Origin of the sequence: Streptomyces sp. TLI_053 (assembly GCF_900105395.1) — a bacterium.
GTDB lineage: Bacteria > Actinomycetota > Actinomycetes > Streptomycetales > Streptomycetaceae > Kitasatospora.
In genome coordinates, this window is record NZ_LT629775.1 from 7,520,201 (window position 1) to 7,541,137 (window position 20,937).

At 74.9% G+C, this 20,937-nt stretch carries 20 protein-coding genes and 1 pseudogene; 7 read left to right on the forward strand and 14 right to left on the reverse strand.

The annotated features are described in order from the left end of the window. Window positions 1-90 precede the first annotated feature (90 nt). The 6 genes from BLU95_RS31455 to BLU95_RS31480 form a co-directional block, all read right to left on the reverse strand. Window positions 91-1,563, reverse strand: coding sequence for a flavin monoamine oxidase family protein (locus tag BLU95_RS31455; protein ID WP_093862954.1), 1,473 nt, complete (start codon window positions 1,561-1,563; stop codon window positions 91-93). Next, window positions 1,560-1,802: a phosphopantetheine-binding protein gene (locus BLU95_RS31460; protein WP_093862955.1), complete on the reverse strand. Its 243-nt coding sequence runs from the start codon at window positions 1,800-1,802 to the stop codon at window positions 1,560-1,562. Before BLU95_RS31460 ends, BLU95_RS31455 begins: the two co-directional genes overlap by 4 nt. 215 nt (window positions 1,803-2,017) lie before the next feature. Further along, window positions 2,018-3,511, reverse strand: a complete 1,494-nt coding sequence (locus BLU95_RS31465; protein ID WP_197698638.1) for an amino acid adenylation domain-containing protein — start codon at window positions 3,509-3,511, stop codon at window positions 2,018-2,020. A gap of 874 nt (window positions 3,512-4,385) precedes the next feature. Then, window positions 4,386-4,709, reverse strand: coding sequence for a hypothetical protein (locus BLU95_RS31470; RefSeq protein WP_197698639.1), 324 nt, complete (start codon window positions 4,707-4,709; stop codon window positions 4,386-4,388). Window positions 4,710-4,806: 97 nt separating this feature from the next. Next, entirely contained in the window at window positions 4,807-5,880 is a 1,074-nt protein-coding gene (locus BLU95_RS31475; RefSeq protein ID WP_093865261.1) for a polyprenyl synthetase family protein, read from the reverse strand. A gap of 148 nt (window positions 5,881-6,028) precedes the next feature. Further along, window positions 6,029-6,850 carry a class I SAM-dependent methyltransferase gene (locus BLU95_RS31480; protein ID WP_159425055.1) on the reverse strand — a complete coding sequence of 274 codons (822 nt, stop codon included), beginning with the start codon at window positions 6,848-6,850 and terminating at the stop codon, window positions 6,029-6,031. 178 nt (window positions 6,851-7,028) lie between these two features. Between BLU95_RS31480 and BLU95_RS31485 the strand changes: the two genes are divergently transcribed. Continuing rightward, complete coding sequence (locus BLU95_RS31485; RefSeq protein ID WP_093862958.1) at window positions 7,029-7,943, forward strand: helix-turn-helix domain-containing protein; 915 nt, start codon at window positions 7,029-7,031, stop codon at window positions 7,941-7,943. 455 nt (window positions 7,944-8,398) lie between these two features. Here the strand turns inward: BLU95_RS31485 and BLU95_RS31490 are convergent, their stop codons facing one another. Beyond that, window positions 8,399-9,514 carry a transposase domain-containing protein gene (locus tag BLU95_RS31490; RefSeq protein WP_093862959.1) on the reverse strand — a complete coding sequence of 372 codons (1,116 nt, stop codon included), beginning with the start codon at window positions 9,512-9,514 and terminating at the stop codon, window positions 8,399-8,401. 137 nt (window positions 9,515-9,651) lie between these two features. Between BLU95_RS31490 and BLU95_RS31495 the strand changes: the two genes are divergently transcribed. The 3 genes from BLU95_RS31495 (at window position 9,652) to BLU95_RS31505 (ending at window position 11,177) form a co-directional block, all read left to right on the forward strand. Next, the gene (locus tag BLU95_RS31495) at window positions 9,652-10,032 is read left to right on the forward strand and encodes a VOC family protein (protein WP_093862960.1); all 381 of its coding nucleotides are present in this window, start codon (window positions 9,652-9,654) and stop codon (window positions 10,030-10,032) included. Window positions 10,033-10,122: 90 nt separating this feature from the next. Next, window positions 10,123-10,794 carry a GNAT family N-acetyltransferase gene (locus BLU95_RS31500; RefSeq protein WP_093862961.1) on the forward strand — a complete coding sequence of 224 codons (672 nt, stop codon included), beginning with the start codon at window positions 10,123-10,125 and terminating at the stop codon, window positions 10,792-10,794. Continuing rightward, complete coding sequence (locus BLU95_RS31505; protein WP_093862962.1) at window positions 10,791-11,177, forward strand: hypothetical protein; 387 nt, start codon at window positions 10,791-10,793, stop codon at window positions 11,175-11,177. Before BLU95_RS31500 ends, BLU95_RS31505 begins: the two co-directional genes overlap by 4 nt. A 172-nt stretch (window positions 11,178-11,349) precedes the next feature. Here BLU95_RS31505 and BLU95_RS31510 read toward each other — a convergent pair whose 3' ends face one another. The 3 genes and pseudogenes from BLU95_RS31510 to BLU95_RS31520 all read right to left on the reverse strand — a co-directional run bounded on the left by BLU95_RS31510 (window position 11,350) and on the right by BLU95_RS31520 (window position 14,218). After that, window positions 11,350-12,630 carry a serine hydrolase domain-containing protein gene (locus BLU95_RS31510; protein ID WP_093862963.1) on the reverse strand — a complete coding sequence of 427 codons (1,281 nt, stop codon included), beginning with the start codon at window positions 12,628-12,630 and terminating at the stop codon, window positions 11,350-11,352. 355 nt (window positions 12,631-12,985) lie between these two features. Then, window positions 12,986-13,225, reverse strand: a pseudogene (locus BLU95_RS31515) (glycoside hydrolase family 19 protein); the annotation flags it as partial. A gap of 255 nt (window positions 13,226-13,480) precedes the next feature. Further along, the gene (locus BLU95_RS31520; protein WP_093862964.1) at window positions 13,481-14,218 is read right to left on the reverse strand and encodes a class I SAM-dependent methyltransferase; all 738 of its coding nucleotides are present in this window, start codon (window positions 14,216-14,218) and stop codon (window positions 13,481-13,483) included. Window positions 14,219-14,316: 98 nt separating this feature from the next. Here BLU95_RS31520 and BLU95_RS31525 point away from each other — a divergent pair, with 98 nt between their 5' ends. Then, the gene (locus tag BLU95_RS31525; RefSeq protein WP_093862965.1) at window positions 14,317-14,889 is read left to right on the forward strand and encodes a helix-turn-helix domain-containing protein; all 573 of its coding nucleotides are present in this window, start codon (window positions 14,317-14,319) and stop codon (window positions 14,887-14,889) included. A 102-nt stretch (window positions 14,890-14,991) separates the two neighbouring features. Here the strand turns inward: BLU95_RS31525 and BLU95_RS31530 are convergent, their stop codons facing one another. The 3 genes from BLU95_RS31530 to BLU95_RS31540 all read right to left on the reverse strand — a co-directional run bounded on the left by BLU95_RS31530 (window position 14,992) and on the right by BLU95_RS31540 (window position 18,627). Further along, a complete protein-coding gene (locus BLU95_RS31530; protein ID WP_159425056.1) occupies window positions 14,992-16,734 on the reverse strand; it encodes a WD40 repeat domain-containing protein in 1,743 nt (580 codons plus the stop codon). A 94-nt stretch (window positions 16,735-16,828) separates the two neighbouring features. Next, the gene (locus BLU95_RS31535) at window positions 16,829-17,857 is read right to left on the reverse strand and encodes a polyprenyl synthetase family protein (protein ID WP_093862967.1); all 1,029 of its coding nucleotides are present in this window, start codon (window positions 17,855-17,857) and stop codon (window positions 16,829-16,831) included. 122 nt (window positions 17,858-17,979) lie between these two features. Further along, window positions 17,980-18,627, reverse strand: coding sequence for an MOSC domain-containing protein (locus BLU95_RS31540; RefSeq protein ID WP_093862968.1), 648 nt, complete (start codon window positions 18,625-18,627; stop codon window positions 17,980-17,982). Between the two features lie 169 nt (window positions 18,628-18,796). On the opposite strand from BLU95_RS31540, the gene BLU95_RS43455 reads away from it, so the two are divergent. Further along, on the forward strand, window positions 18,797-19,510 hold the full coding sequence (locus tag BLU95_RS43455) for a hypothetical protein (protein WP_093862969.1): 714 nt from the start codon (window positions 18,797-18,799) through the stop codon (window positions 19,508-19,510). Window positions 19,511-19,631: 121 nt separating this feature from the next. Here the strand turns inward: BLU95_RS43455 and BLU95_RS45280 are convergent, their stop codons facing one another. Further along, window positions 19,632-20,243 (reverse strand): hypothetical protein, encoded by a 612-nt coding sequence (locus tag BLU95_RS45280; protein ID WP_197698640.1) that lies wholly within the window; start codon window positions 20,241-20,243, stop codon window positions 19,632-19,634. 194 nt (window positions 20,244-20,437) lie between these two features. On the opposite strand from BLU95_RS45280, the gene BLU95_RS31555 reads away from it, so the two are divergent. Further along, window positions 20,438-20,797, forward strand: a complete 360-nt coding sequence (locus tag BLU95_RS31555; protein ID WP_093862970.1) for a DoxX family protein — start codon at window positions 20,438-20,440, stop codon at window positions 20,795-20,797. The last annotated feature ends 140 nt before the right edge of the window (window positions 20,798-20,937 follow it).

The following is a 20,937-nucleotide window of genomic DNA, read 5'->3' on the forward strand; positions in this document are numbered from 1 at the left end:
CGCGGGTTGCGTGGTGAGGGAGAACTCGTGCGTGGGTGCTCGTGCCGGGGAGGTGGTGCCGGTGGTGCTGGTGGTTCGGCGGAGCGGGGGTCAGCCCCCGGTGCGGAGGATCTCCGCGACGACCCGCCGGCCGGAGCGGATCGCGCCCTCCAGCAGGCCGAAGAACTCGGTACTGGTCTCGGTGCCGGCCCAGTGCACCCGGCCGTGCGGCGCGGTCAGCGCCGGGCCGAGCCGCGACCAGTCGCCGGGGCCGAAGAGGGCCGCGTAACACCCCTTGCTGTAGGGCTCGTTCACCCAGTCGGTGCAGTGGAAGCCGATCGGCTCGGGCAGCATCGGGAACAGCGAGCGGGCCTGCGCGACGGCGGCCGCGCGCTGCTCCTCCGGCTCCAGGGCCGCGTAGCGGTGCGCCTCCGCACCGGTGACGAAGCCGGTGAGCACGCCGACCCGGGAGCCGTCCGGCGCGTCGGCCGGCGAGTCGTCCACGGTGGAGAGCAGCGGGCCCCGGGCGTTGACCGACCAGCCGGAGAGCCCGTGCTCGCGCCAGACCGGCGCGGGATAGACCAGGTTGACCTTGACCGCGCAGCCGCGTCCGGTCCGTTCGCCCGCGCGCGGGGCGGGCCGTACGGGCCGGAAGTCGAGCGACTCCGCGAGCAGCGGCGGCAGCGCCACCACCGCGACGTCGGCCCGGTACGCCGCCCCGCCCTCGGTGTGCACGGTCACGCCCTCGCCGTCCTGGACGACGGACCGCACCGGTTCGCCGAGCCGTACCGAACTGGGCCGCCGGTCCGTCAGCCGGGCGGCGAGCCGCTCGCACAGCAGGTGCGCGCCGCCGGCGACCCGGTCCTCCTGGGCGCCGCCCTCGAAGGCGTTCAGATAGCGCAGTCCGCCGCCCGAACGCAGGTAGAAGGCCATGTGCAGGACCGAGACGTCGGCCGGGTCGGCGGCCATCATCTCGCCGAGGAAGAGCGGGAAGAACAGCCGGGCGTCCGGGTGGTCGAGCTCCTGCTCGGCCCACTCGGCGGCGGTGAGGGTGTCCAGCCGTTCGGCGTCCGGGGTGCGCCAGGGCGCCTCGGGGTCGAGCCGGGCGGTGAGTTCGGCGAGCCGGTCGAACAGTTCACCGAGCGCGACGGCGTTGAGCGGTGGGAACCGGCCGTCCCGGGTGGCGGGTTCGCCGTTCGCGTCGGGGACCGGAGTGGCGTCGGCGAGCGCGAACCGGCTCGCGCCGAGCATGGTGGTGGGCGTGGTGGCGAGGCCCAGCTCCTTGATCAGCGCCAGGAGTTCGGTGTGCTTGGCGCCGAGGTAGGCGGCGCCCGCGTCGATCCAGGCACCGGGTGCGACCTCGATCCCGTGCGTGCGCCCGCCGACCCGTGGGCGCGCCTCCAGCACGGTGACCCGCACCCCGCGCGCCGCCAGCTCCTCTGCGGCGGTCAGCCCGGCCAGGCCGGCGCCGATCACCACGGCGGAGGCGACCGGTGCGGGGCCGTTCGCGGCGGGGCCGCTCGTCGTGGAGCCGCTCGTGGTGGGGCCGCTGGTGGTGGGGCCGCTGGTGGTGGGGCCGGTCATCCCGCGGCCGCGATCAGCTCGACCAGACCGGCCGGGGTCGGTGCGAGCACGAAGTCCTCGAAGGTCAGCTCGACGCCGTAGTTCCGGGCGACCGCGCTCAGCACGCGGGTGGCGATGAGCGAGTCACCGCCGAGGAGGAAGAAGTCCGAGTCCGCCGCGACGTCGTCCGTCTCCAGGACGCGGCGGAAGATCGTCACCAGGCCGTCCGTGTCGGCGGGGGTGGTGTCTACGCTGCTCAACGAGGATCTCCTTTGACCGTCGGACTGCGGTGCGCCGGTGGGGCACCTGGTGCGGGGGCCGTACGGGTGGGCCCGAGGTGGTACGGCGAGTGGGTACGCCGGGCGGGTGGTGCGACGGACGGGCGCGGCTCCGGCTCCTGTCGGGCCGGGCGGCGGTGCCGGGTGCGGGGGTGCCGGGGGCGCCGACGCGGGTGGCTCGGGTGACCCAGGTGGCGCTAGCGGTGCGCGGGTTCGGGCAGTTGGGCGCCCTCGCGGGGGCCGCGCGCGGAGTGGAGGCGGTGCGAGCCGGCCCGGTCGACCTTGCCGCTCGCCGTGAGCACCAGCTCCGGCACGACGGTGATCCGGCTGGGCACCAGATGGCCGGGCACCCGGTCCCGCAGGTACGTCCGGAGTTCGGCGCCCAGGGTTCCGGTCGCCGCCGCGGCGCGCGGCACGACGTACGCGACCAGCGCCGACCGCCCGGCCAGGGTCGTCCCCGTGACCGCGACGGCGTGCACGCCCGGATGCCCGGCGAGGTGCGCCTCGACCTCGGCCGGGTCGACCCGGATCCCGCGCACCTTGAACTCGCCGTCCAGCCGCCCCTGGTGGGTCAGCACACCGTCCGGTGCCCGGCCCACCCGGTCGCCGGTGCGGTACCAGCGCACGCCCTCGGCGTCCTCGGTGAAGCGGTCCGCGGTGGCCTCGGGCAGTCCCAGGTAGCCGAGCGCGACCGCGGGGCCGCCAATCAGCAACTCGCCCCGCTCGCTGATCCGTTCGTGCACGTGGGGCAGGGCGCGCCCGATCGGCACCCGGTCGCCCGCCGCCCACGGCCGGTCCCGCGCGGCGGCCAGCGGCCCGTGCAGGTCGACGGCATGGGTGATCAGCGTGGTCTCGGTGGACCCGTAGGTGTTGAGCAGCCGGACCCGCCCGGTGTCCAGGGCGGCCCAGTCGGCGAGCCGGGCCGGGTTGGCGGCCTCCCCGCCGATCACCAGCAGCCGGACGCACTCGGGCAGCGCGAGGCGCTCCTCGGTGAGGTGGAGGACCAGTTCGTGCCAGAACGCGGTGGGCAGGTCCAGTACGCCGATCCGTTCCCGTTCCACCAGCCGCAGGAAGCGCGGGAACGAGCCGGAGTGGGCGTCGCGGTCGAGGACGAGCGCGGCACCGCCGGTGAGGGCCGGGAGGATCTCCTCGAAGCAGGTGTCCCAGTTCAGCGAGGCGAACTGCAGCACCCGGTCCTCGGCGGTGAGGCCGAACAGGGTGCGCAGGGAGTCCACCGTGGCGGAGATCGCCCGGCGCGGTGTGACCACGGGTTTCGGCTGCCCGGTCGAACCCGAGGTGAAGAGCAGGTACGCCGGCCGCTCCGGCTCGGTCCGTTCCGGACCGGTCCCCGTCGCGGCGGTCGTGCCCGCGGCTTCGTCGGGTAACCCGACGACGCGCAGGCCGGGTTGAGCGAGGCCGTCGCCGACCGCCGTGCGGCAGCCGACCGCGGCCAGCATGTCCTGCCGCCGCTGCGGCGGGAACGCCGGGTCGACCGGGCAGTACGTCCCACCTGCGGCGAGGATGCCGAGCAGGGCGACGACGGTGTCCGGCGTGTGGGTCGCCGGAACGGCCACCACGCCGGGCGCGGCACCCAGGCCGTCGGCCAAGGTACGTACCAACTCGCCGAGTTGGCGGTAAGTCAGCGCGTCCCCGTGGTGGACGATCGCCGGTCGTTCGGGATATCGGCGCACGGTTTCCGTGAACGCGTCAATCAAGTCGGAACTGGCCCCGTGGATGTTGCGGTTATTTGTCATGCCCGCCCCAAAGAATGCCGTGCGAGCACTTGTTCGGTGCTCGGCGGACCGGGACTCTACCCGCCGAGCCTGCGGAGCCACAATGGCTGTTGAGGATGTCGCTTCAAGGATGTGTGGTTGACATGTGAACGGGGCGAGGTCTGCCTCGGCGGTCTCCTGTGACCCGAGTGACTGCGCAGCGTACGCACTCTGTTACCCGGAGTGCCTGGGTGCGATTGCCGATTCGCGCGGGGATTCCCTCCCGTTCCGCTCCGCCGCGTATTCCGGAGTTCCGGCAATTCCCCGGCCCGCCCGATTGTCCCGCCACCGGTCCGGGGGGGCCGTTCGTCGACGTTCCCGCTGCTCGCGGCCGCCTGTCGGACGGTTCCGGATTCGCGGAGAATTGACGTGGCGTCAGGCCGATCCGAATCGGTCGGACGCCGATGGATCGTCCACCTGTCAACCGCGTGCCGCATCCCGGACGGGACTCGACCCGAAGTACACGTCGTACCGTTCCTGTCGGCCCCGAAGCTCCTCGAACGGCAGCCGTCCCGCGGCCACGTCGGCCAGGGCGCGGAAGTACCCGAACCGCTCCACTCCGGGGGTCGCGACCCCCGGAAGGTCCGCGACCTCACCGCCCCCACCGTCCTCGCCACGCCTGCCGGCCCGACCTCGGCCCCGCGCCACCGGCTGGCGGCCTTCCAAGAGACCTGTTCGCCCTGGGGAACGGTCGGGCCGCAGCAGGGCGTTGCCGGCCCGACCGAGTGCCGTCGGGTGCGGCACGGGAAGTCGGACCGGTCGACCTCCCGCGCCGCACCCGCCTCGACGGGCCCTACTCCTGGCCGGCCTTGCGGCAGCCGTCGGCCGCGATGACGGTGGGTACGCGGTCGTCGCGCAGCTTCCGGTAACAGGCCCGGGACGCCGCCTCGCCTCCGGCCCCGCTGGTCGCGCAGGCTTCCTCGATGAGCTGCTGGTCGGTGTCCGGGGCGTGCTCCAGCGCGTAGTAGAAGCAGCCCGGCGGCGTCGCGTGCGCGGCCGGGGCCGGCGCGACGACACCACCGAGGGCGAGGGCGAGGGTGGAATGGCGGCGGCGATGCGTCGTTCCGAATTCATGGTGGTCCTTTCGGCGAGGAAGGAGCGCTTCGCCGCCGACCACCGTCGTTCCGTCGCTGTGCCTGTCCCGTCTCTCGCGACACTGCCGGTGTCCCACCCGACCTTGCGATCCGGCCCCGGTCCCGGGAACGTGGCCGCTCCTACGGCGAGGACGGCCGCACCGCGTTCGCGAGCGGCAGGCCCTCGAAGAAGGCCACCGCCTCCTCGCGCCAGTGCGGGCGCCAGGTCGCGGCCTCGGCGGCGGCCGTCTCGGCGCAGCGGCGCATGTCGGCGCGGAGCTTGCGGTCCACGCCCAGCCGGCGGGCCAGCTCGCGGATCCGTTCGACCGTCGCGGCCGGGCAGTGCGGGTCGCCGAGCGCGGACTCCACCACGGCCCGCTGCTCCTCGTCGGCGGCCGCGAGCAGGGCGCTCACGGCGTAGCTGCGGCGGCCCGCGCGGAGGTCGGCACCGGTGGACTTGCCGGTGCTGTCCTCGTCGCCGAACAGGTCGAGGTAGTCGTCCCGCAGCTGGCCGCCGATGCCGACCGGGATCGCGTAGCGGCGCAGCGCCGCGTCGTGGGCGGCGATGTCCTCGCCGGCGGCCAGCAGGCCCAGCCGCAGCGGCGCGAGCACGGAGTACCGGGTGGACTTGTACTCGCAGACGGTGTGCAGGAACTCCTCGTCCGGGACCGGCCGGAGGTCGCGTTCGAGGTCGATGATCTGGCCCGCCACGGTCTCGGCGCCGGCGTCCAGTTGCACCTCCAGCATCGCCTGCCGCAGTTCGGCGGGGGCGTCCGCCTCCAGCAGGACCCGGATCGACAGGAAGGCGGCGAGGTCCCCGGCCAGGACGGCCAGGCCGAGCGCGGTGCGGTCCGCCGCCGGGAACTCGCCGCGGTAGGCGTAGTAGGTGGACGGGCCGCCGCGCCGCAGGGGCGCGTCGTCGATGATGTCGTCGTGGACCAGGCCGTGCGTCTGCAGCAGTTCGATGCTCAGCGCGGCCTCCCTCAGACCGGGTACCGGTGCGGTGGTCACCAGTCGGGCGGCCTCGTGCAGCAGGGCGACCCGCAGCCGTTTGCCGCCGCGCAGCGAGAGGTCCCGCAGCAGCTCCAGGCAGCGTGGGGTGAAGCGGCTGAGCGGGGGTGTGTCGAGGCGCTCCGGCAGGGTGTCGAAGTACGCCTCGAAGCTGCGGTCGAACCGCTGCCGGTGCCCGGTGGCCCGTTCGCGGGCGGCGGCCATGATCGTCTCGTTCACGCCCCCACCCTCGCATCCGCCCGTCCCGGCGCTCCGGCGGCCCCCTGCGGTGCCGATGCCCTGTCGTCCCGGCGGCCCCCTGTAGGGCCGATGCCCCGGCGGGCCGCCTCCCCCGGGGGCGGCCCGGCGCGGGTCACGGAGTGGCGGCCAGTTCCGCGACGGCGTAGGGCCGGTGGCCGAGGAGGAGGGGGCGGAGGGCGGCTGCGGCGATGCGCTGGGCCGGCCCGATGCGTTCCATGACGGGGTGTTCGGCGGTGGACGTCCAGCCCGGGGAGAGGGCGGCGAGGCCGGTGCTGCTGCGGGCGCCGGAGCGGAAGCGGGCGCCGGTGGCGCGGGAGATGGGATGGAGGCCGCTGAGGGCGATCCAGGGGTGGAAGAAGTCGGCGGCGAGGCGGGTGCCGGGTCCGAGGTGGCGGCGGACGTCGCCGAGGAAGCCGGTGACCTCGGCGGGGGAGAGGTACATCAGGACCCCTTCGGCGATGACCAGCGTGGGGCCGGTGCCCGCCTCCACCACCCCGGTCCACTCCGGTGCGGTGAGCGAGGCCGGGTGGACCAGGGCCCGGCTGTCGGGCAGCAGTCGGCGGCGCAGCTCCACCACCTCGGGGACGTCGACGCCGAGCCAGCGGATCCCGTCGGGCACGGTGCCAGCGAGCCGCTCGTCCCGGGTGCAGAGGCCGATGCCGGCGGACAGGACGGTGCCGGTGGGGTGGGCGCGGGCGAAGCGCCGGGTGATCTCGTCGAGGACGATGGCCCGGTGGACGGAGCCGAGCGCGTTGGAGCGGTCGGTCAGTACCTCGGAGTCCTTGAAGCCGGTTTCCCGGAGCACCCGGGTGGCCTGCGGGTCGCTGAACTCGGTACCGGGGAGCAGCTGCTGCGCGTGGGCACGGCCGTAGAGGGGGGTGAGCAGGGTCATCGCCACACCGCTCAGGCCGTGCACGGGGGAGTCGTCTGACATAAGGTTAGGCTTACCTAACTCGGAGCGGGGGTCAAGTGGCCCGTCCGGCTCCGTGGGGCGCGTGGGGGGCCGACGGCGCCGGCCCCCCACGTCCGTTCCGGCCGCGCCGCCCGGGTCGCCCCCGCACCATGGCATCGTGGACACGTCAAGTCTCTGTCCCTGCGATGCGGGAGCGCCCATGGAACGCGGCAGCGCAACACCGGACCTCGTCGACGGCGAGTGCGAGATGGCGTACGGCGCGGCCCGGCCGAGACTGCGCGAGTACGTGCTCGGCTACCGCGGCTACCGGCTGGATTCCGACCGGCCCCGCCGCCGGCTCGAAGTGCCCACCGACGTGGTGACGCTGACCGTCGGCTTCGACGGGGCGCTGCGGCTCACCGACGCCGTCGCCGGCCGCGACAGCGGCTCCTTCGGGTCCGTCCTGGCCGGGCTGCGGCGCACCGCGACGGTCGCCGAGCACGGCGGCCGGCTGCACGGCCTCGCCGTCTCGCTCACCCCGCAGGGCGCCTACCGCATCCTCGGCCCGGCGCTCGGCGACCTCGACGGCCGGTGGATCGAGGCGGGCGCCGCCTTCCCCGGCCGGGGCCCGCGCGAACTCGTCGACCGGCTGCGGGAGTCGCGGACCTGGTCGGGGCGGTTCGCCCTGCTCGACGCCTACTTCGACGCGCGGTTCGCGGAGGGGCGGATCTGGGACCCCTCGGTGAGCTGGGCCTGGGAACAGCTGCGTGCCTCGCACGGGCGGGCCTCGGTCCGGACGCTGGTGGACAGTACCGGCTGGAGCCGCCGGCGACTGGAGCAGCGCTTCCGCGAGCACCTCGGCCTGGCCCCGAAGCAGGCCGCCGACATCCTCCGCCTCCAGCGCGCCCTGCTGACCTACGAACGGCGGCCCGGCTGGGGCGGGGCCCGGATCGCCGACCACTGCGGCTTCTACGACCAGGCGCACCTGGTGCACTCCTTCCGCGCCATGGTGGGCTGCTCGCCGACCGCGTTCTTCGCCGCCCGCCGGGCCGCGCAGGCCCCCGAGCCGAGCGACCGCGTGTCCGGGCGGGTCACCACCGTGGTCGACTTCGTGGAGGCGGGCCCGGACCGCTGACCGGAGTGCGCATTTTTACAAGCCCGGCCCGCCGCCCGCGCGGCATCCTGATCCGACGGGGCGGCGACGGGGGAGCCGCCCCCGCACTCGTCCGCCGCCCGCTGCCCCGCAGCATCTCGGACCCGCCGGGGGGCAGGAGTGGGAAGTCGGCCCGGTCGACCTCCCACTCCCGCTCCGGTTCCCGTGCCTGCTCCGGTTCCCGTGCCTGTTCCCGTCCCCGTCCCTGCTCCCGTTCCCGTGCCTGTTCCCGCCCCGACCCCGTCCCCGTTCCCATGCCGCACAGCCCCGCGCCGCGCCGTTCCGTGCTGCGGCGACCGGTCCGCGCACGGCACGCCCCACCGCGCCGTGCGGGAGCCCTCCGCGCAGCGGCCCCCCGACCGCAGACCCCGCGCCGAGGGCGACTCCACCGTCCGCGCAGGAAGTCGGCCCGCCCGACTCCCTGCGCGGACGGGACCTCAGGCCGGGGCGGGGGAACCGGCGGCGTACTCGACCAGCAGGTGGGCCCAGATCTCCTGGTGGACCAGGTCGGGATCGGTCGCCCGCACCCCGCCGGGCCCGCGCAGCGCCGCGCCCGTCCGCCCTGCCCCGGCCGACCGCCCCCACCACCGACGGTGGGCGTCCGCCACCTCGGCGGCCGTCAGCTCCTCCGGGTCCCTGAACGTGGTGACGAGGCGGCCCGCGTCGCCGTCCTCGACCACCCGCACCGGATGGGCGACGTACGGGTCGGGCTTCGCACCGGACCGTGCCTCGAGGAGCACCTCGGCCCGCTCGTGCGCGGGCAGGCCGGGGCGGACCAGGAGCGACAGGTACGACCCTTCCGGCAGCACCTCCAGGACCGGCAGCGGGATCCGGGGCGGGACCCGCCAGCACACCGCGGCCCCGGTCAGGGCCGCGGCACCGAACGCCGCGAAGGAGTACCGGCTCGGATCGCCGAGCAGCGCCCACTCGCTGCAGGCAGTGGCCAGCAGCGAGGCCGCCATCGCCCCCTCGTCGCGGCCGCGCGGTCCGACCTCGGCGTCGACGACGGTGCCCGAACCGCAGTCGACGACGGCCACCACCCGGGCTCCCGGGGCCGTCGCGAGGGCCTGCCCGGCGCCGTCGGTGCCGAACTCGGCCGCGTTCTCCGCCGAGTCGGGCACCTCGAGCCCGAACCCCTCGAAGGCCATCAGCCGTCGGCCGCCGAGCCAGGTGCCGGGGAAGGCGACCGGCTGCGCGACCCGGTAGAACGTCGCCCGCAGCACGTCCCGGCCCAGCCGCCGCCGGGCCCGGTCGATCCCTGCTTCCGTCAGCGGTCCCCGCAGCGGGCCGTGGCCGCCGTCGAGCCGGAACAGCTCCGCGACGACCCTCCGCCCGACATCCTCGGCCGGCTCGTCGGGGAACAGGCACAGCGCCATCGTCAGGTAGGCGGTCAGGTGCGGCGGGAGGTCCCCGTCCGGGGCCGGCCCGCCCAGCCCCAGGGCGTCGGCGGCCTCCTCGATCAGCGACCGCGGCACCGCCGCCGGCAGGTCGCCCACCGACACCCCGCCCGGTCGCACGACCGGACCCTCCTGCTCGACGGATTCCGAAGCCATGACGAGGATCCTAGAGCGGACGGCGCGCCCTGGTCCCGGTCCGCGGCCGGGGCTGCGGAACGCGATCGACGCCGATCTGTCCGACTGGTAAGTTCCCGCGAAGGTACTTCCTCGTCCCGAGAGAGTGGGTTCTTTCCATGGCGTGCCGGATCAGTGAGATTGTGCTCCAGTGCCACGACCCGGAGGCGCTGGCCCGGTTCTGGTGCGAGGTCCTGGACTTCGTCGAGCTGGACCGGGAGGCCGAGGGCTGCATCGAGATCGGTCCGCGCGAGGGGTTCGGCGGCCCGCAGTCGACGATCTTCCTGATCCGCACCGACCTGCCGAGGCCCGGGAACAACCGGCTGCACATCGACGTCAACCCCACCGACCGCGACCAGGCCGCCGAGCTGGAACGCCTGCTGGCCGCCGGGGCCGTGCCGGTCGACGTCGGCCAGCCGGAGGACGCGTCCTGGCACGTGCTCGCCGACCCGGAGGGCAATGAGTTCTGCCTGCTGAGCACCCGCCTCGCGCCCGTCTGAGCGGCACTCGCCGGAAATTGTGGTGCGGCGGACTCCGGGGGCCTGGGAGGCTGCCGGGGCCGCTGTCGTCGATCGTGTCGAGGAGGAACCATGGGTTCCGCCACCGGGGTAACTCCGCTCGAAGGGCCCGTGCTCGAGGGCGAGTTCGTCCGCCTGGAACCGCTGGCCCACGCCCACGCGCCGGAGCTGGCCCTCGCCGCGGAGGAGGACCGGGGCGGCTACGGCTTCACCTGGGTGCCGCCGGCGAGCGACTTCGCCGCCTATGTGGACACCCAACTGGCCAGGCGGGACGCCGGTTGGGCGGTCCCGTACGCCCAGGTGGACCGCGCCACCGGCCGGGCCGTCGGCGCGACGGCGTACCTGGACCCGCGCCGTCACCCGGCGGACGGCAGGCTGTTCGCGATCGAGGTCGGCTTCACCTGGCTGGCGGCCTCCGCCCAGGGCAGCGGGCTGAACACCGAGGCCAAGTACCTGCTCTTCCGGCATGCCTTCGAGGACTGGGACGTCTCCCGGCTGGACCTCAAGACCGATGCCCGCAACGGCCGTTCCCGCGCGGCGATCGCGAAGACGGGCGCCACCTTCGAGGGTGTGCTGCGGAACTGGTCCATTTCCTGGGCCCCTGGTGAGGAGGGCCTGCTCCGGGACTCGGCCGTCTTCTCGATCACGGCGGCGGAGTGGCCCTCCTGCCGCGCCGCCCTGGAGCACCGGATCGACGACCTGCGGGAGCGCCGGGCGGCGGCCGTGGGACCGTCGCGCCCGTGACCGAGGAACGGGAGTGGGAAGTCGCCGGGGTCGGACCGGTCGGACCGGTCGGACCGGGGGCGGCACTGGCGGAACTCCGGGCAATGGCGGCCGAGGGTGGGTTCGAGGCATGGCTGACCAACGGATCCGGGCGGCAGTTGGCGGTGGTCTCCAATACGGAGCGGGTGATGGTCGTGCTGACGGAGGGGGCGGGCGACCCGGGCGGGCACGCTGTCGACCCGGGCGCCGAAGGCCGGAGCAGTGGCTTCGTCCTGACCAACGGCCAGTACGACGAATACCCGGACGAGGACACGGTGCCCATCGGTCGCGCCCTCAGGATCGTTGAGCACATCCTCGCCACTGGTCGCCCGCCCGCCGACACCCTGTGGTCGGTCGACCGCTGAACCCACCGATCAGCCGCGGGCGGTGTCCTCCTGCCTGCCGGATCACGCTGCTCCCCTGAGGCTCGGCCGCTCGGCCGCTCGGCCGTTTCCGGCCGGCGCCGGCCCGCCGCGGCGATCTGCGGCGGCCCGGCGGTCTCGGCGCAGGTGTCGGCGCAGGTGTCGGTGAGCGGCTTCAGCGCAGCAGCTTCAGCGGCGACCGGTCGGTGCCGGGCTTCGCCGCCGAGGCCGCCCCGGTGCCGTCCGGGCCGCAGGCCGCCTTGACGAGGAGCGCGTCGATCGCTGCGCCGGTCTCGTCCGTCTCGGCGCCCTCCAGGACGTTGAACGAGAGGGCGAACTGCCGCGAGCCGTCCCGCGCCCCGAGCATGATCGTGTTGTAGCCGGGGATGCCGCCGGTGTGGCCCCAGACCTCGCCGCACGGCAGGTCGTAGCGGATCAGGCCGAGGCCGTAGTGCGCGGCGATCATCGGCGCCGGGACGGCCGTGGTCATCTCGGCCAGCCGGGCGGCGGTGAGCAGCTTGCCGCCGAACAGGGCCGCGTGGAAGCGGTCCAGGTCGGCCGTGGTGGAGATGCCGTTGCCGGCGGCGTCCGCGACGGTCGGGTTGATGCGGGTGACGTCCGCCGGGCCCTCCGGCAGCTGGACGTACCCGTGCGCGTGCGGGCCGGGGATCCGGGCGGAGGAGTTCGGGAACGTGGTGTCGTCGAGGTGCAGCGGTTCGACGATCCGCCGTTCCACCTCGCGCTGCCAGCTGCGCCCGGTGACCTTGCGGATGATCATCCCGGTGAGGATGTAGTTGGTGTTGGAGTAGTGCCAGCCCTGTCCGGGCGCGAAGTACGGGGCGTGGCCGACGCCGACGGAGACCAGATCCTCGGGCCGGAAGTCCGTCCACCGCCCCTCGGCCAGGTACGTGCGCAGGCTCGCCTCGTCGTGGTAGAGGAACCGCTGGTCCTCCAGGTAGTCGAACAGGCCGCTGGTGTGCTGGAGCAACTGGCGCAGGGTGATCGCGCCGCCGTCGGGGACGACACCCGGCAGGTACTTCTCCACCGGGTCGTCCAGCCGGAGCCGCCCCTCGTCGGCCAGTTGGAGGACGACGGTGGAGACGAAGGTCTTGGTCACGCTGCCGATCCGGAAGCGGCTTTCGGTGCGCACCGCCCGCCCGGAGTCCAGATCGGTGACCCCGGCGGCGTCGCGCCACGTCCGGCGCCCGGTCTCGCGCGACTCGCCCAGCGCGGCCGTCGCCCCGCCGCGCTGGACCAGGGCCCGCAGCTCCGGGCCCAGGTCGACGGCCGGCCGGGGCCGCTCGGCCTCCGCCACGGCGGCGGGCACCCCGACCCCTGCCGCGACCGCGGCGGTCGGGGCGAGCGTGGCGACCGTGGCCCCGGCCACCGCGACGGCGGCGAGCCGCAGGCCGAGCCGCTCCCGACGACGCGGCCCGGCCCAGTGGTTGGTGTTCATGGTGTTCCCTCCCGGACCCGACCCCCGGGCCCCACGGCCACGTTCGCACCCGTACCGCGCCGCCCGCGTCGTCCTGCGGAAGGTCGTCGGCTGCCTCCCGGCGACGAGCGGAGGTCGGCCCGGAGAGGTGTCGGCCGTCAGCCGAAATCCCCATCAGGGGGCTTGACTTGGCTTCGTGCGCAGGTGGTGGGGCCGGGGTCGGGAGCGGGGGCGGCCTGCTCCGGGTACTGCGGGGGGAGCAGTTCGGGGGGTGGGAGGGAGCAGTGCCACCGCGCGACCCGTGGGGGCCGTCGGCGCCCACGGGTCGGTCCCCGTGCGGGTCGAGCAGGTACGGGTCGAGCAGGTACGGGTCGTGCAGGTACGGGTCGTGCAGCAGATCGAGGTGCAGGGCGTCGCCCGCCGCCTTGTAGTCGAAGTTCCAGCTCAGCTGCAGCGGTCCGCGCCCGTAGTACGCGGACTGCCCGGCCGGGCAGCCGTAGGGCTGTGAAGTGTTTCAGTAGTGGGGGTAGTTGGCGGTGTTCTGTTCCACCACGTACATGGGGCCGCCGGTCTCGTGGCTGACGTTGGCGAGCAGCGCGGCGGCCTCAAGCCGCTTGGTGACAGGGCGCGGAAGAGCTTCGTCGTTCCTCGGGTGCGGGAATTCGGTCCGTCGAAATGATCATGTGGGCGCTTCGTGGGCGAAGCGCCCGAAGCATCATCGGGGTCGAATCCGGGGAATCCCGTCGCGTGAGGCCCCGAACCGCTCGTTGGGGTTGTTTCCCGTCAACCGCCTCCGGCTCTGCCGCTCGCTGTCGGGACGCCCGGTCGGGCTGGACCGGGCCGGGCGTGACGGTCGGCCGGCGCCGCCCGGTCAGTCGGCGGCGTCGCCCGGTCGGTCCGTGCGGCGCAGGGCGACCACGATGTCGGTGACGGTCGCCGTCCGGCCGCCGGGCCCGGTGGCGGTCCGCTGCGGGGTGTGGCAGCGCTCGGTGAGCCAGTCCGGGCCGAGGTCCAGTGCGGCCCTGACCTCCTCCGGTGCGGGGAAGCGCACCTCCGTCCCGTTCTGCCAGGACCACGGGGCCACCGAGCCGTGCTCCACCACGACCAGTAGTCCGCCCGGGGCCACCGCCGCGGCGGCCCGCCGCAGCACCTGGGCGCGGGGGATCTCGACGGGGGTGTGGAAGTAGGTCGCGCAGACGAGGTCGAAGCGCCCGTCCGGGAAGGTCAGTGCGAGGTCGTGGCGGACCGGGTGCACGCGCTCGGCGACGCCCGCGGCCCGCGCGCCGGCCGCGACCCGGTCCAGCGCCGTCCGGGCGACGTCGACGGCGGTGACGTCCCAGCCGCGCCCGGCCAGCCACAGGGCGTCGCCGCCGTGGCCGCAGCCCAGGTCCAGTGCCGTGCCGGGGGTGGGGGCGAGGTCGGTGACCAGTCCGGCCAGGACGGCGTTGGGCGAGGTGCCCCAGTGGGCGTCGAGTCCGGCGTAGTGCCGCTCCCAGAAGGCGCCGGACTCGGAGTCGGCGGGGGTGCCGGGGGCAGTGCGGGGCGCGGTGTCGGGGGTGGCGGCGAAGGGAGCGGCGGTGTCGGGAGCGGCGGTGTCGGGGGTGTGCACGAGGGGTGTCCTCTCGATCGGGGCGGGCCGTCACGACGACGGTGCAGCCCCGGCTGCCGGAGTTGCAAGGAATCATGCCGTTTCGGCAACCTGGGCCCATGGTGAACGCGAGGAAGGACGTCCTGGACGCGGTCGGCCCCCGCCTGCGCGAGCTGCGGCGGCGGCGCGGGATGACACTGGCGGAGCTGGCCGACCGGACCGGGATCAACGAGAGCACCCTCTCCCGCCTGGAGGGCGGCAGCCGCAAGCCGACCCTGGAACTGCTGCTGGCGCTCGCCGAGGTCCACGCCGTCCCGCTGGACGAGCTGGTCGGCGCGCCCCGCACCGGGGACCCGCGGATCCACCTGCGACCGGTGGCCAGGGACGGCATGACCTACGTGCCGCTCAGCCGTCCCGGCGGCGTCCAGGCCCACAAGCTGATCGTCCCACCGGTCCCGGACGCCGAGCCCGAGCTCAGGACGCACGAGGGGTTCGAGTGGGTCTACGTGCTCGCCGGGCGGTTGCGCCTGCTGCTGGGCGACCGGGTGGTGGTCCTCGGCCCCGGCGAGGCGGCCGAGTTCGACACCAGGGTGCCGCACTGGCTGGGGTCCGACGACGAGCGGGCGGTCGAACTCCTCATCCTGTTCGGGCACCAGGGCGAGCGCGCCCACCTCAGGGCCCGCGCGGACTGAGCCCGGCCGTGCCGTGCGGTGCCGGCGCCGTCCGTGCGGCGCGGGCCCCCGCCCCGGCGGTCGCCCGACGACCGACCCCGGGCCGGGGACGCCCCCGGACCGTCAGGGGTGAGCGGGAGTGGGGCCGAACAGGGCGACGTCCGGGCCGAAGGCGACCAGCAGCCGGCCGTCCGGGGTGAACAGGAGGGCCGTCACCCGGGCGGGCAGGGTGAGTTCGGAGAGCAGGGCGAGGCCGGGGGACGCCGCGTGGACGCGCACGTGCCGCCCGTCGGCGACCGCGACCGCCGGGCGGCCGTGCACCGTGCCGGTGGTCACCGCGGTGAGGTCCCCGGTGGCGCCGAGCGCGCTGTGCGGGACGGCCTCGCCGGTGGCGGTGTCGTGGACGGCGACCTCGTGCCGGTGGGTGGTGACGGTCAGCGAGCCGCCGTCCCCGCCCGCGTTGAGAGTGTGGGTGCGGAACGGGCGCGGCGGCGGTGCGTCGAGGCCGAGTTCGGCACGGCGGTCGAGGTCCCAGGCGCGGACGGCGGTGTTCTCGTACCGGTCGACGTGCTCCGTCACCAGCCTGCCGGGACCGTCCGCGACCATGGCGACGACACCCTCCCAGTCGTCCGGCGGCCGGACCGTGGAGAGCGGCTCGGCGAGCGGTTCGCCGGTGGCGAGGTCGCGCAGCAGCAGCGTCTGGTCGTCGCCGCCGGTCACCACCGCCTCCCGGCCGTCCAGCACGGTCACGGCGAGGGCGCGCACGGCCTCCCGGTGCCCGGGCGTACGGCGCACGGGCGGCAGGTCGCAGAAGTCCCAGTACTGACCGGTGCCGGTGCGGACGAACTCGCGGCCGCCGGCCGTGACCCGCCCCACCTCGTGGTTGTCGATCAGCAGCCGGTCCACCGGGCGCAGCGGGTCGAGGCTCCACAGCTCGGCGCGGTCCACCGGCTCGCCCACGTAGCGGTCGCAGCCGGCCACCAGGGCGTGCGGGCGGCCGTCGACGGTGAGCGGGACGAGAAGGCGCAGCTCCTCCTCGTCGGCGCGGGCGCTGGCGCGCGGCGCGCCGGAGGGGAGGTGGTGCAGGGCGAGGGTGCCGCCGAAGCTGCCGGCCAGCAGGTGAGGCTCACCGTCGAGCAGGGCGACCGTCCAGCCGGTGAGGTCGTCGGCGGTGCCGAAGGGATCGAGCTCCAGCACCACCCGGCGGGTCGTCAGGTCCCAGAGTGCGAGGTGCCGCTCGTCGGCGCCGCCGAGCGCGTGCGGCCGCCCGTCGAGGGTGAGCGCCAGGACCTCGTCGGGGTGGAGGCCGGGCAGCGGCTCCCCGTCGAGGAGGAGACCCGCCGCCGGGTCGCAGCGGAGCTCCGCGGCCCGGCCGTCCATGGTGACGGTGGCGGCCGGCGCGGGGGCGGTCGGGTCCAGCGGGGTGACGGGGGCGGGCGGAGTGACGGGGTCGAGCGGGGTGACCGGGGCCGGCGGTGCGGCCCCGGCCGCCTCGGGCCCGGTCCGTCCGGGGTGGACGGCGCTTCCGGTCGCCCACACCGGGCGCCACGCCGCCACCGGGGCGCCGGGCACGGGGACCGCGGTGATCCGGTCCGCCAGCCCGTGCGCCCCGAACCGGGCCGCGTCCAGCGCCAGCAGCTGGCGCCGGGCGGCCGGGTCCGCCCCGCCGTGCACGGCGCCCGAGGCCCGGTACACGGCGGCGGCCACCCGCGCCCCGGACCCGGCGGTCGCCGACAGCAGGGCCGCGGACAGGACGGTCGCGACCTCGTCGGGAGGGGCGGTCACCAGGAACGCGGCGTCCGCCAAGTCCCCTTCCGCGGAGCGGGTTTCGAAGGCCTGACGGTCACGGCTGTGGTCATCGGTCACGCCCGGCACAGTAGCGGTCCGCCCCGACAGCGTCCGGCCGGGCCCGCGCGGCACGCTCCCACCGTGCCGCGCGGCCCCGCCCCGGGCCCGGCGCTCAGTCCCGGGCGCCCAGCAGGAACTCCGGGAACAGGTTCACCGTTTGATCGACCAGCCCGTGCAGCCCCGCGACGTACTCGCCCACCCCGCCGGCCTCGTCGATACTCGCGTGCAGTCCGTCGATCAGCGGCCGGACGACCGCCGCGAACGCCCGCAGCCGGCCCGGCTCGGTCAGCTGCGCCGCGAACTCCTCCCGGGCCGTCGCGGAGTCCGCGCACCCGATGAGCAGCTTCTCCGCCACCGCGCGTTCCGGCTCGGGCAGCGAGTTCAGGTACTGCACCACCATGAAGGTGGCAGTCCCGTTGCGAAGGTCCTCGTACCGTCCCGAGGTGATGTCCCGCTGGTCGTTGACCAATTGCCGCAGGACGCCGAACCGAGCACCGAAATCGCGCCACGCGTCCACGCGCGCCCCGTCGCACCCGGCCAGCACCGCGCCGATCGCCGCGGCCATGGCGTACGGCGCACCGGTCTTTCCCAGATAGCCGGCCATGACCTCGTCGGTGCTCGCCGTCGCGGCGGTCGCCGTGAGGTCCGTGATCTGCCCGGCTATCGCCCGGTGCCAGCTGCGGGACAGCTCCTGGCGCAGCCTCAGCGCCCGCGCCGGGTCGTCCCGGCACGCCTCGTCGAGCACCTCGGCCGCCAGGTGGCAGGCGATCCCCAGCACGGCGAGCAGATCCTGGTCCGCGCTGTCCGTGTCGGTGGCGGAGGACGGCCGGGGCCCGGCGTCGGACAGGTCGTCCAGGTAGCGTGCCGAGACCCACCACAGCACGTGCACCACCGCCGCGGGCTCGGCCGCCGCCGGGTCGCCGGAGTGCGTCCCGTGCACCAGGAACGGCAGCGCGACGATCCCGTCCACGGCCGGCCCCGAGCCACGACCGGCGATCCGGTCCAGGAAGCCGGTCAGGGCCCGTCCCATCGCGCGGTCGGCGGCCGCGCCGGGACCGGTCGAGCCGGTCAGCGCCTCGCCCGTGCCGCGCAGCCGCCGCAGCACGGCGTCCGAACTCCAGGTGGGTCGACTTGCCGTCATGGTGTCCTCCGTGTGAATGCCCGGGCGCTTGAATTCGTTCGAAGATTCGAGAATCGAGGTACGGAGACACTAGTACGGCGACCGAACCCTCGTGACGACCGGTCAGTTCTTCGGAGTCTCCGTCAGGCGGTCCGGCGGTGGACGAGCGCCCGGATCTCCTCCGGCAGGGCGTCGGCGGCCGGCAGGAGCGGCAGCAGCTCCGGTTCGAGTGTCAGCGCGCGGAAGGCGAGGGCCACCGTGACCTCGTGCCCGGGCCGGTGCACGACGTCGATCCGGTCGGCGGCGCGGACGTCCCCCGGCTCGACCACGCGCAGATAGGCGCCGGGCACGGCGGCCCGCGTGAACCGCTTGATCCAGCCCTCCTGTTCCAGCCGGCCCTGGAACGTGGCGCACGGCACCCGGGGGGCCGAGACCTCCAGCACGACGTCCGGCCCGATCCGCCAGCGCTCGCCGATCAGCGCGCCGTTGACGTCGAGGCCGAGGGTGGTGAGGTTCTCCCCGAACACCCCGTTCGCGAGCGGTCGGCCCAGCTCCTCCTGCCAGGCGTCCAGGTCCTCCCGGGCGTAGGCGTAGACGGCCTGATCGGGGCCGCCGTGGTGCTTGACGTCGTAGACCCGGTCGCCCGCGAGACCGACCTCGCCGGTGCCCTTAGGTCCGGGAGCGGCGACGCGCACCGGTCCGTCGACGGGCCGCTTGTCGATGCCCGTGGCGTCGAGCCCCTTCCACGGGTTGGGACGTGGCCTGCCGATGTTGACCGTGAGCAGCTTCATGCCTTCGACGGTACGGGCCGGGCGCTCCGGGGGCGAACCGTTTCCCGTCACCGGCCCGGCGTGGCCCGGTGCGGCCCGGTATCGAGGCCGTGTCGCCACCGTGCTGCGGACCGGGCACGGTTCTGCCACACCGGCCTCTGCCGGGCGGTTGCCGCGTAGCCTCGCTGCCATGGCCGAGACGGATGGCGGGGACCCCTCGCCGACACCGGAACCCGTACCTGCACCCGAACCCGTACCCGTACATGCCCCTGCGCCCGAGCCCGTACCTGCCCCTGCGCCCGTACCCGTACCCGCCCCTGCGCCCGAGCCCACCGGAGCCGGGACCACCTTCACGATCGTCGACCTCGGCAAGCTCCTGGTCGGGGCCATGACGTTCGTCGCCGCCCTGGCGGGGCTGATCCTCGGCCTCCGGGCCGAGAGCCGGGCGAGCGAGGACCACGGGCGCGCGGTGAAGGAGGACCAGCGCGTCACCGAGGATCGCCGGCGGGCCGCCGTCGAGCGCACCTACTTCTACGAGACCGACACCGCGGCGGTCGTCGTCAACAGCAGCGACCGGGTGATGTCCATGCGCCTGGTCCTCCCGCAGAAGGGCGTCTGGTGGGGTGGCGTCCAGCCGGCCCCGTGCCGCCAGGTCGTCATCCCCTTCGGCGAGCTCCTGGCGTCGATGAAGACGGCGGCGTCGTCGGTCGAGCTGGGTCCGGCGGACCTGGCGCAGCTCCAGTTGGAGGTCACCGACCCGGACGGACAGGTGTGGCGCCGGGACAGTGCGGGGGTCGTGACTCCCGCCCCTGCGGACACGCGGTCGTCGCGCGGGAACCGTGTCGACAACGGCGAGAAGTGGATGGCGGAGGACAGGAGTTCGCCGGTCTGCGGCGGATCCTGACGAGGTGGCCGTCGAACTGGCGCGAACGGAGTGGGAGGTTGGCATCGTCGACTTCCCACTCCGTGATCTTCGACGGCGCCCCCGGCGTGGGGGCCGTCCCCGATGGGCCGGCAGCTTTCGCTCAGTACCGCCGACCTCGCGCGCGCAGGCGGCGGTTGCGCGCAGCCCGTCGTCGGGCTTCCTCCTCGCGGGCCCGCTCGGCTGCCGCCCGCGCTCGCTCGGCTGCCGCCCGGGCCCGTTCGGCGTCCGCCCGTTGCCGCGCCTCGGCGTCCGGGTCCTGCGGAGCGGACGGAGCCTCCGGGGCAGATGGATCCTCCGGGGCGGACGGAGCCTCCGGGGCGTGCGGGGCCCGGAAGTGCCACTGCTCGTCGTACCGCGGCGGAGGCGTGGTGTCCTGCTCGGCCCGAGGGGGCCAGGGCGGGGGCGGTCCGCCCGGGCTCCCGGCCCGGCCGACCGCGATCCACCGGCGCAGTACGAGGCAGGCGACCAGCGGTCCGAGGAGCACGGCGAGCAGCCACAGCGGAACGACCGAGGAGGAGAGGACACCACGGGCCGAGCCGCCCGGCAGCAGCGCACCCAGCAGGACCACCAGCACCATCAGCGCGACCAGCGCCAGCCAGGTCACGAGGACCACGGCCACCGCACGAGCGACGACCATCACCCACCGCATCGCGCCCCCTCCCGCCAGGACCGGCACCGCCGGGTCGGCGCCCACAACTGCGCGCCCACCCATGGTTATTACCCCTGGTCCGGCGGACCGCACAACGTGTTTCGCCGCCGTACGGCCGGAGTCCGTGGTGCGGGAGACGGCTGCCGGCGCTTCGGGGCGGACGGACCGGCTCCCAGCCGCGCCAATACCCGCACGGTATCGGCGCAGCCAGAACGGGTCTTGGACGCCGGTGGCCGCCCGGCGGTGCACTTCTCACCATGGACATCGCCTACTGGACCGTCGCGGGACCGCTCGCGCTCTTCTACCTCTACGCGGGCACGCTGAAAGCGATCCGCAGCCCCGAGCAGCTGCGGCCGATGATGGCCTGGGTCGACCGCATCCCCGTGCCCGCCCTGAGGGCGTTGGGGACGGTGGAGGTCCTCGCCGCGGCCGGCCTGGTGCTGCCCCCGCTGACAGGCGTCGCGGTCTCGCTGGCGGGGGTCGCGGCCGCCGGTCTGGTCGTGCTCCAGGCCGGCGCGATCGCCGTCCACCTGACCGGCGGCGACCGCCGGATCGCACTCAACATCGGCCTCGTCACCGGTGCTGCCGCGGCCGTCCGGCTCGCCGCCGGGCTGTGACAGGCGGTGCCCCCGGTGGGGCCGGGGGCACCGCCGGATCCTGGCTGCCACGCCGCACGGCGCCCCGGTCGTACGTCCGTGGTGCCGCTCACCGCATCCGCACGTGCCGACCCGCCGACCGCTGTGTGGGAGTGGGAAGT

Coding starts and splice junctions, on each gene's coding strand:
- BLU95_RS31480 (WP_159425055.1), bottom strand. CDS start 6,850: ATGTCAGACGACTCCCCCGTGCACGGCCTGAGCGGTGTGGCGATGACC.
- BLU95_RS31490 (WP_093862959.1), bottom strand. CDS start 9,514: ATGGCTTCGGAATCCGTCGAGCAGGAGGGTCCGGTCGTGCGACCGGGC.
- BLU95_RS31495 (WP_093862960.1), top strand. CDS start 9,652: ATGGCGTGCCGGATCAGTGAGATTGTGCTCCAGTGCCACGACCCGGAG.
- BLU95_RS31535 (WP_093862967.1), bottom strand. CDS start 17,857: ATGACGGCAAGTCGACCCACCTGGAGTTCGGACGCCGTGCTGCGGCGG.
- BLU95_RS31485 (WP_093862958.1), top strand. CDS start 7,029: ATGGAACGCGGCAGCGCAACACCGGACCTCGTCGACGGCGAGTGCGAG.
- BLU95_RS31510 (WP_093862963.1), bottom strand. CDS start 12,630: ATGAACACCAACCACTGGGCCGGGCCGCGTCGTCGGGAGCGGCTCGGC.
- BLU95_RS43455 (WP_093862969.1), top strand. CDS start 18,797: ATGGCCGAGACGGATGGCGGGGACCCCTCGCCGACACCGGAACCCGTA.
- BLU95_RS31555 (WP_093862970.1), top strand. CDS start 20,438: ATGGACATCGCCTACTGGACCGTCGCGGGACCGCTCGCGCTCTTCTAC.
- BLU95_RS31540 (WP_093862968.1), bottom strand. CDS start 18,627: ATGAAGCTGCTCACGGTCAACATCGGCAGGCCACGTCCCAACCCGTGG.
- BLU95_RS31500 (WP_093862961.1), top strand. CDS start 10,123: ATGGGTTCCGCCACCGGGGTAACTCCGCTCGAAGGGCCCGTGCTCGAG.
- BLU95_RS31525 (WP_093862965.1), top strand. CDS start 14,317: ATGGTGAACGCGAGGAAGGACGTCCTGGACGCGGTCGGCCCCCGCCTG.
- BLU95_RS31475 (WP_093865261.1), bottom strand. CDS start 5,880: ATGGCCGCCGCCCGCGAACGGGCCACCGGGCACCGGCAGCGGTTCGAC.
- BLU95_RS45280 (WP_197698640.1), bottom strand. CDS start 20,243: ATGGGTGGGCGCGCAGTTGTGGGCGCCGACCCGGCGGTGCCGGTCCTG.
- BLU95_RS31455 (WP_093862954.1), bottom strand. CDS start 1,563: ATGACCGGCCCCACCACCAGCGGCCCCACCACCAGCGGCCCCACCACG.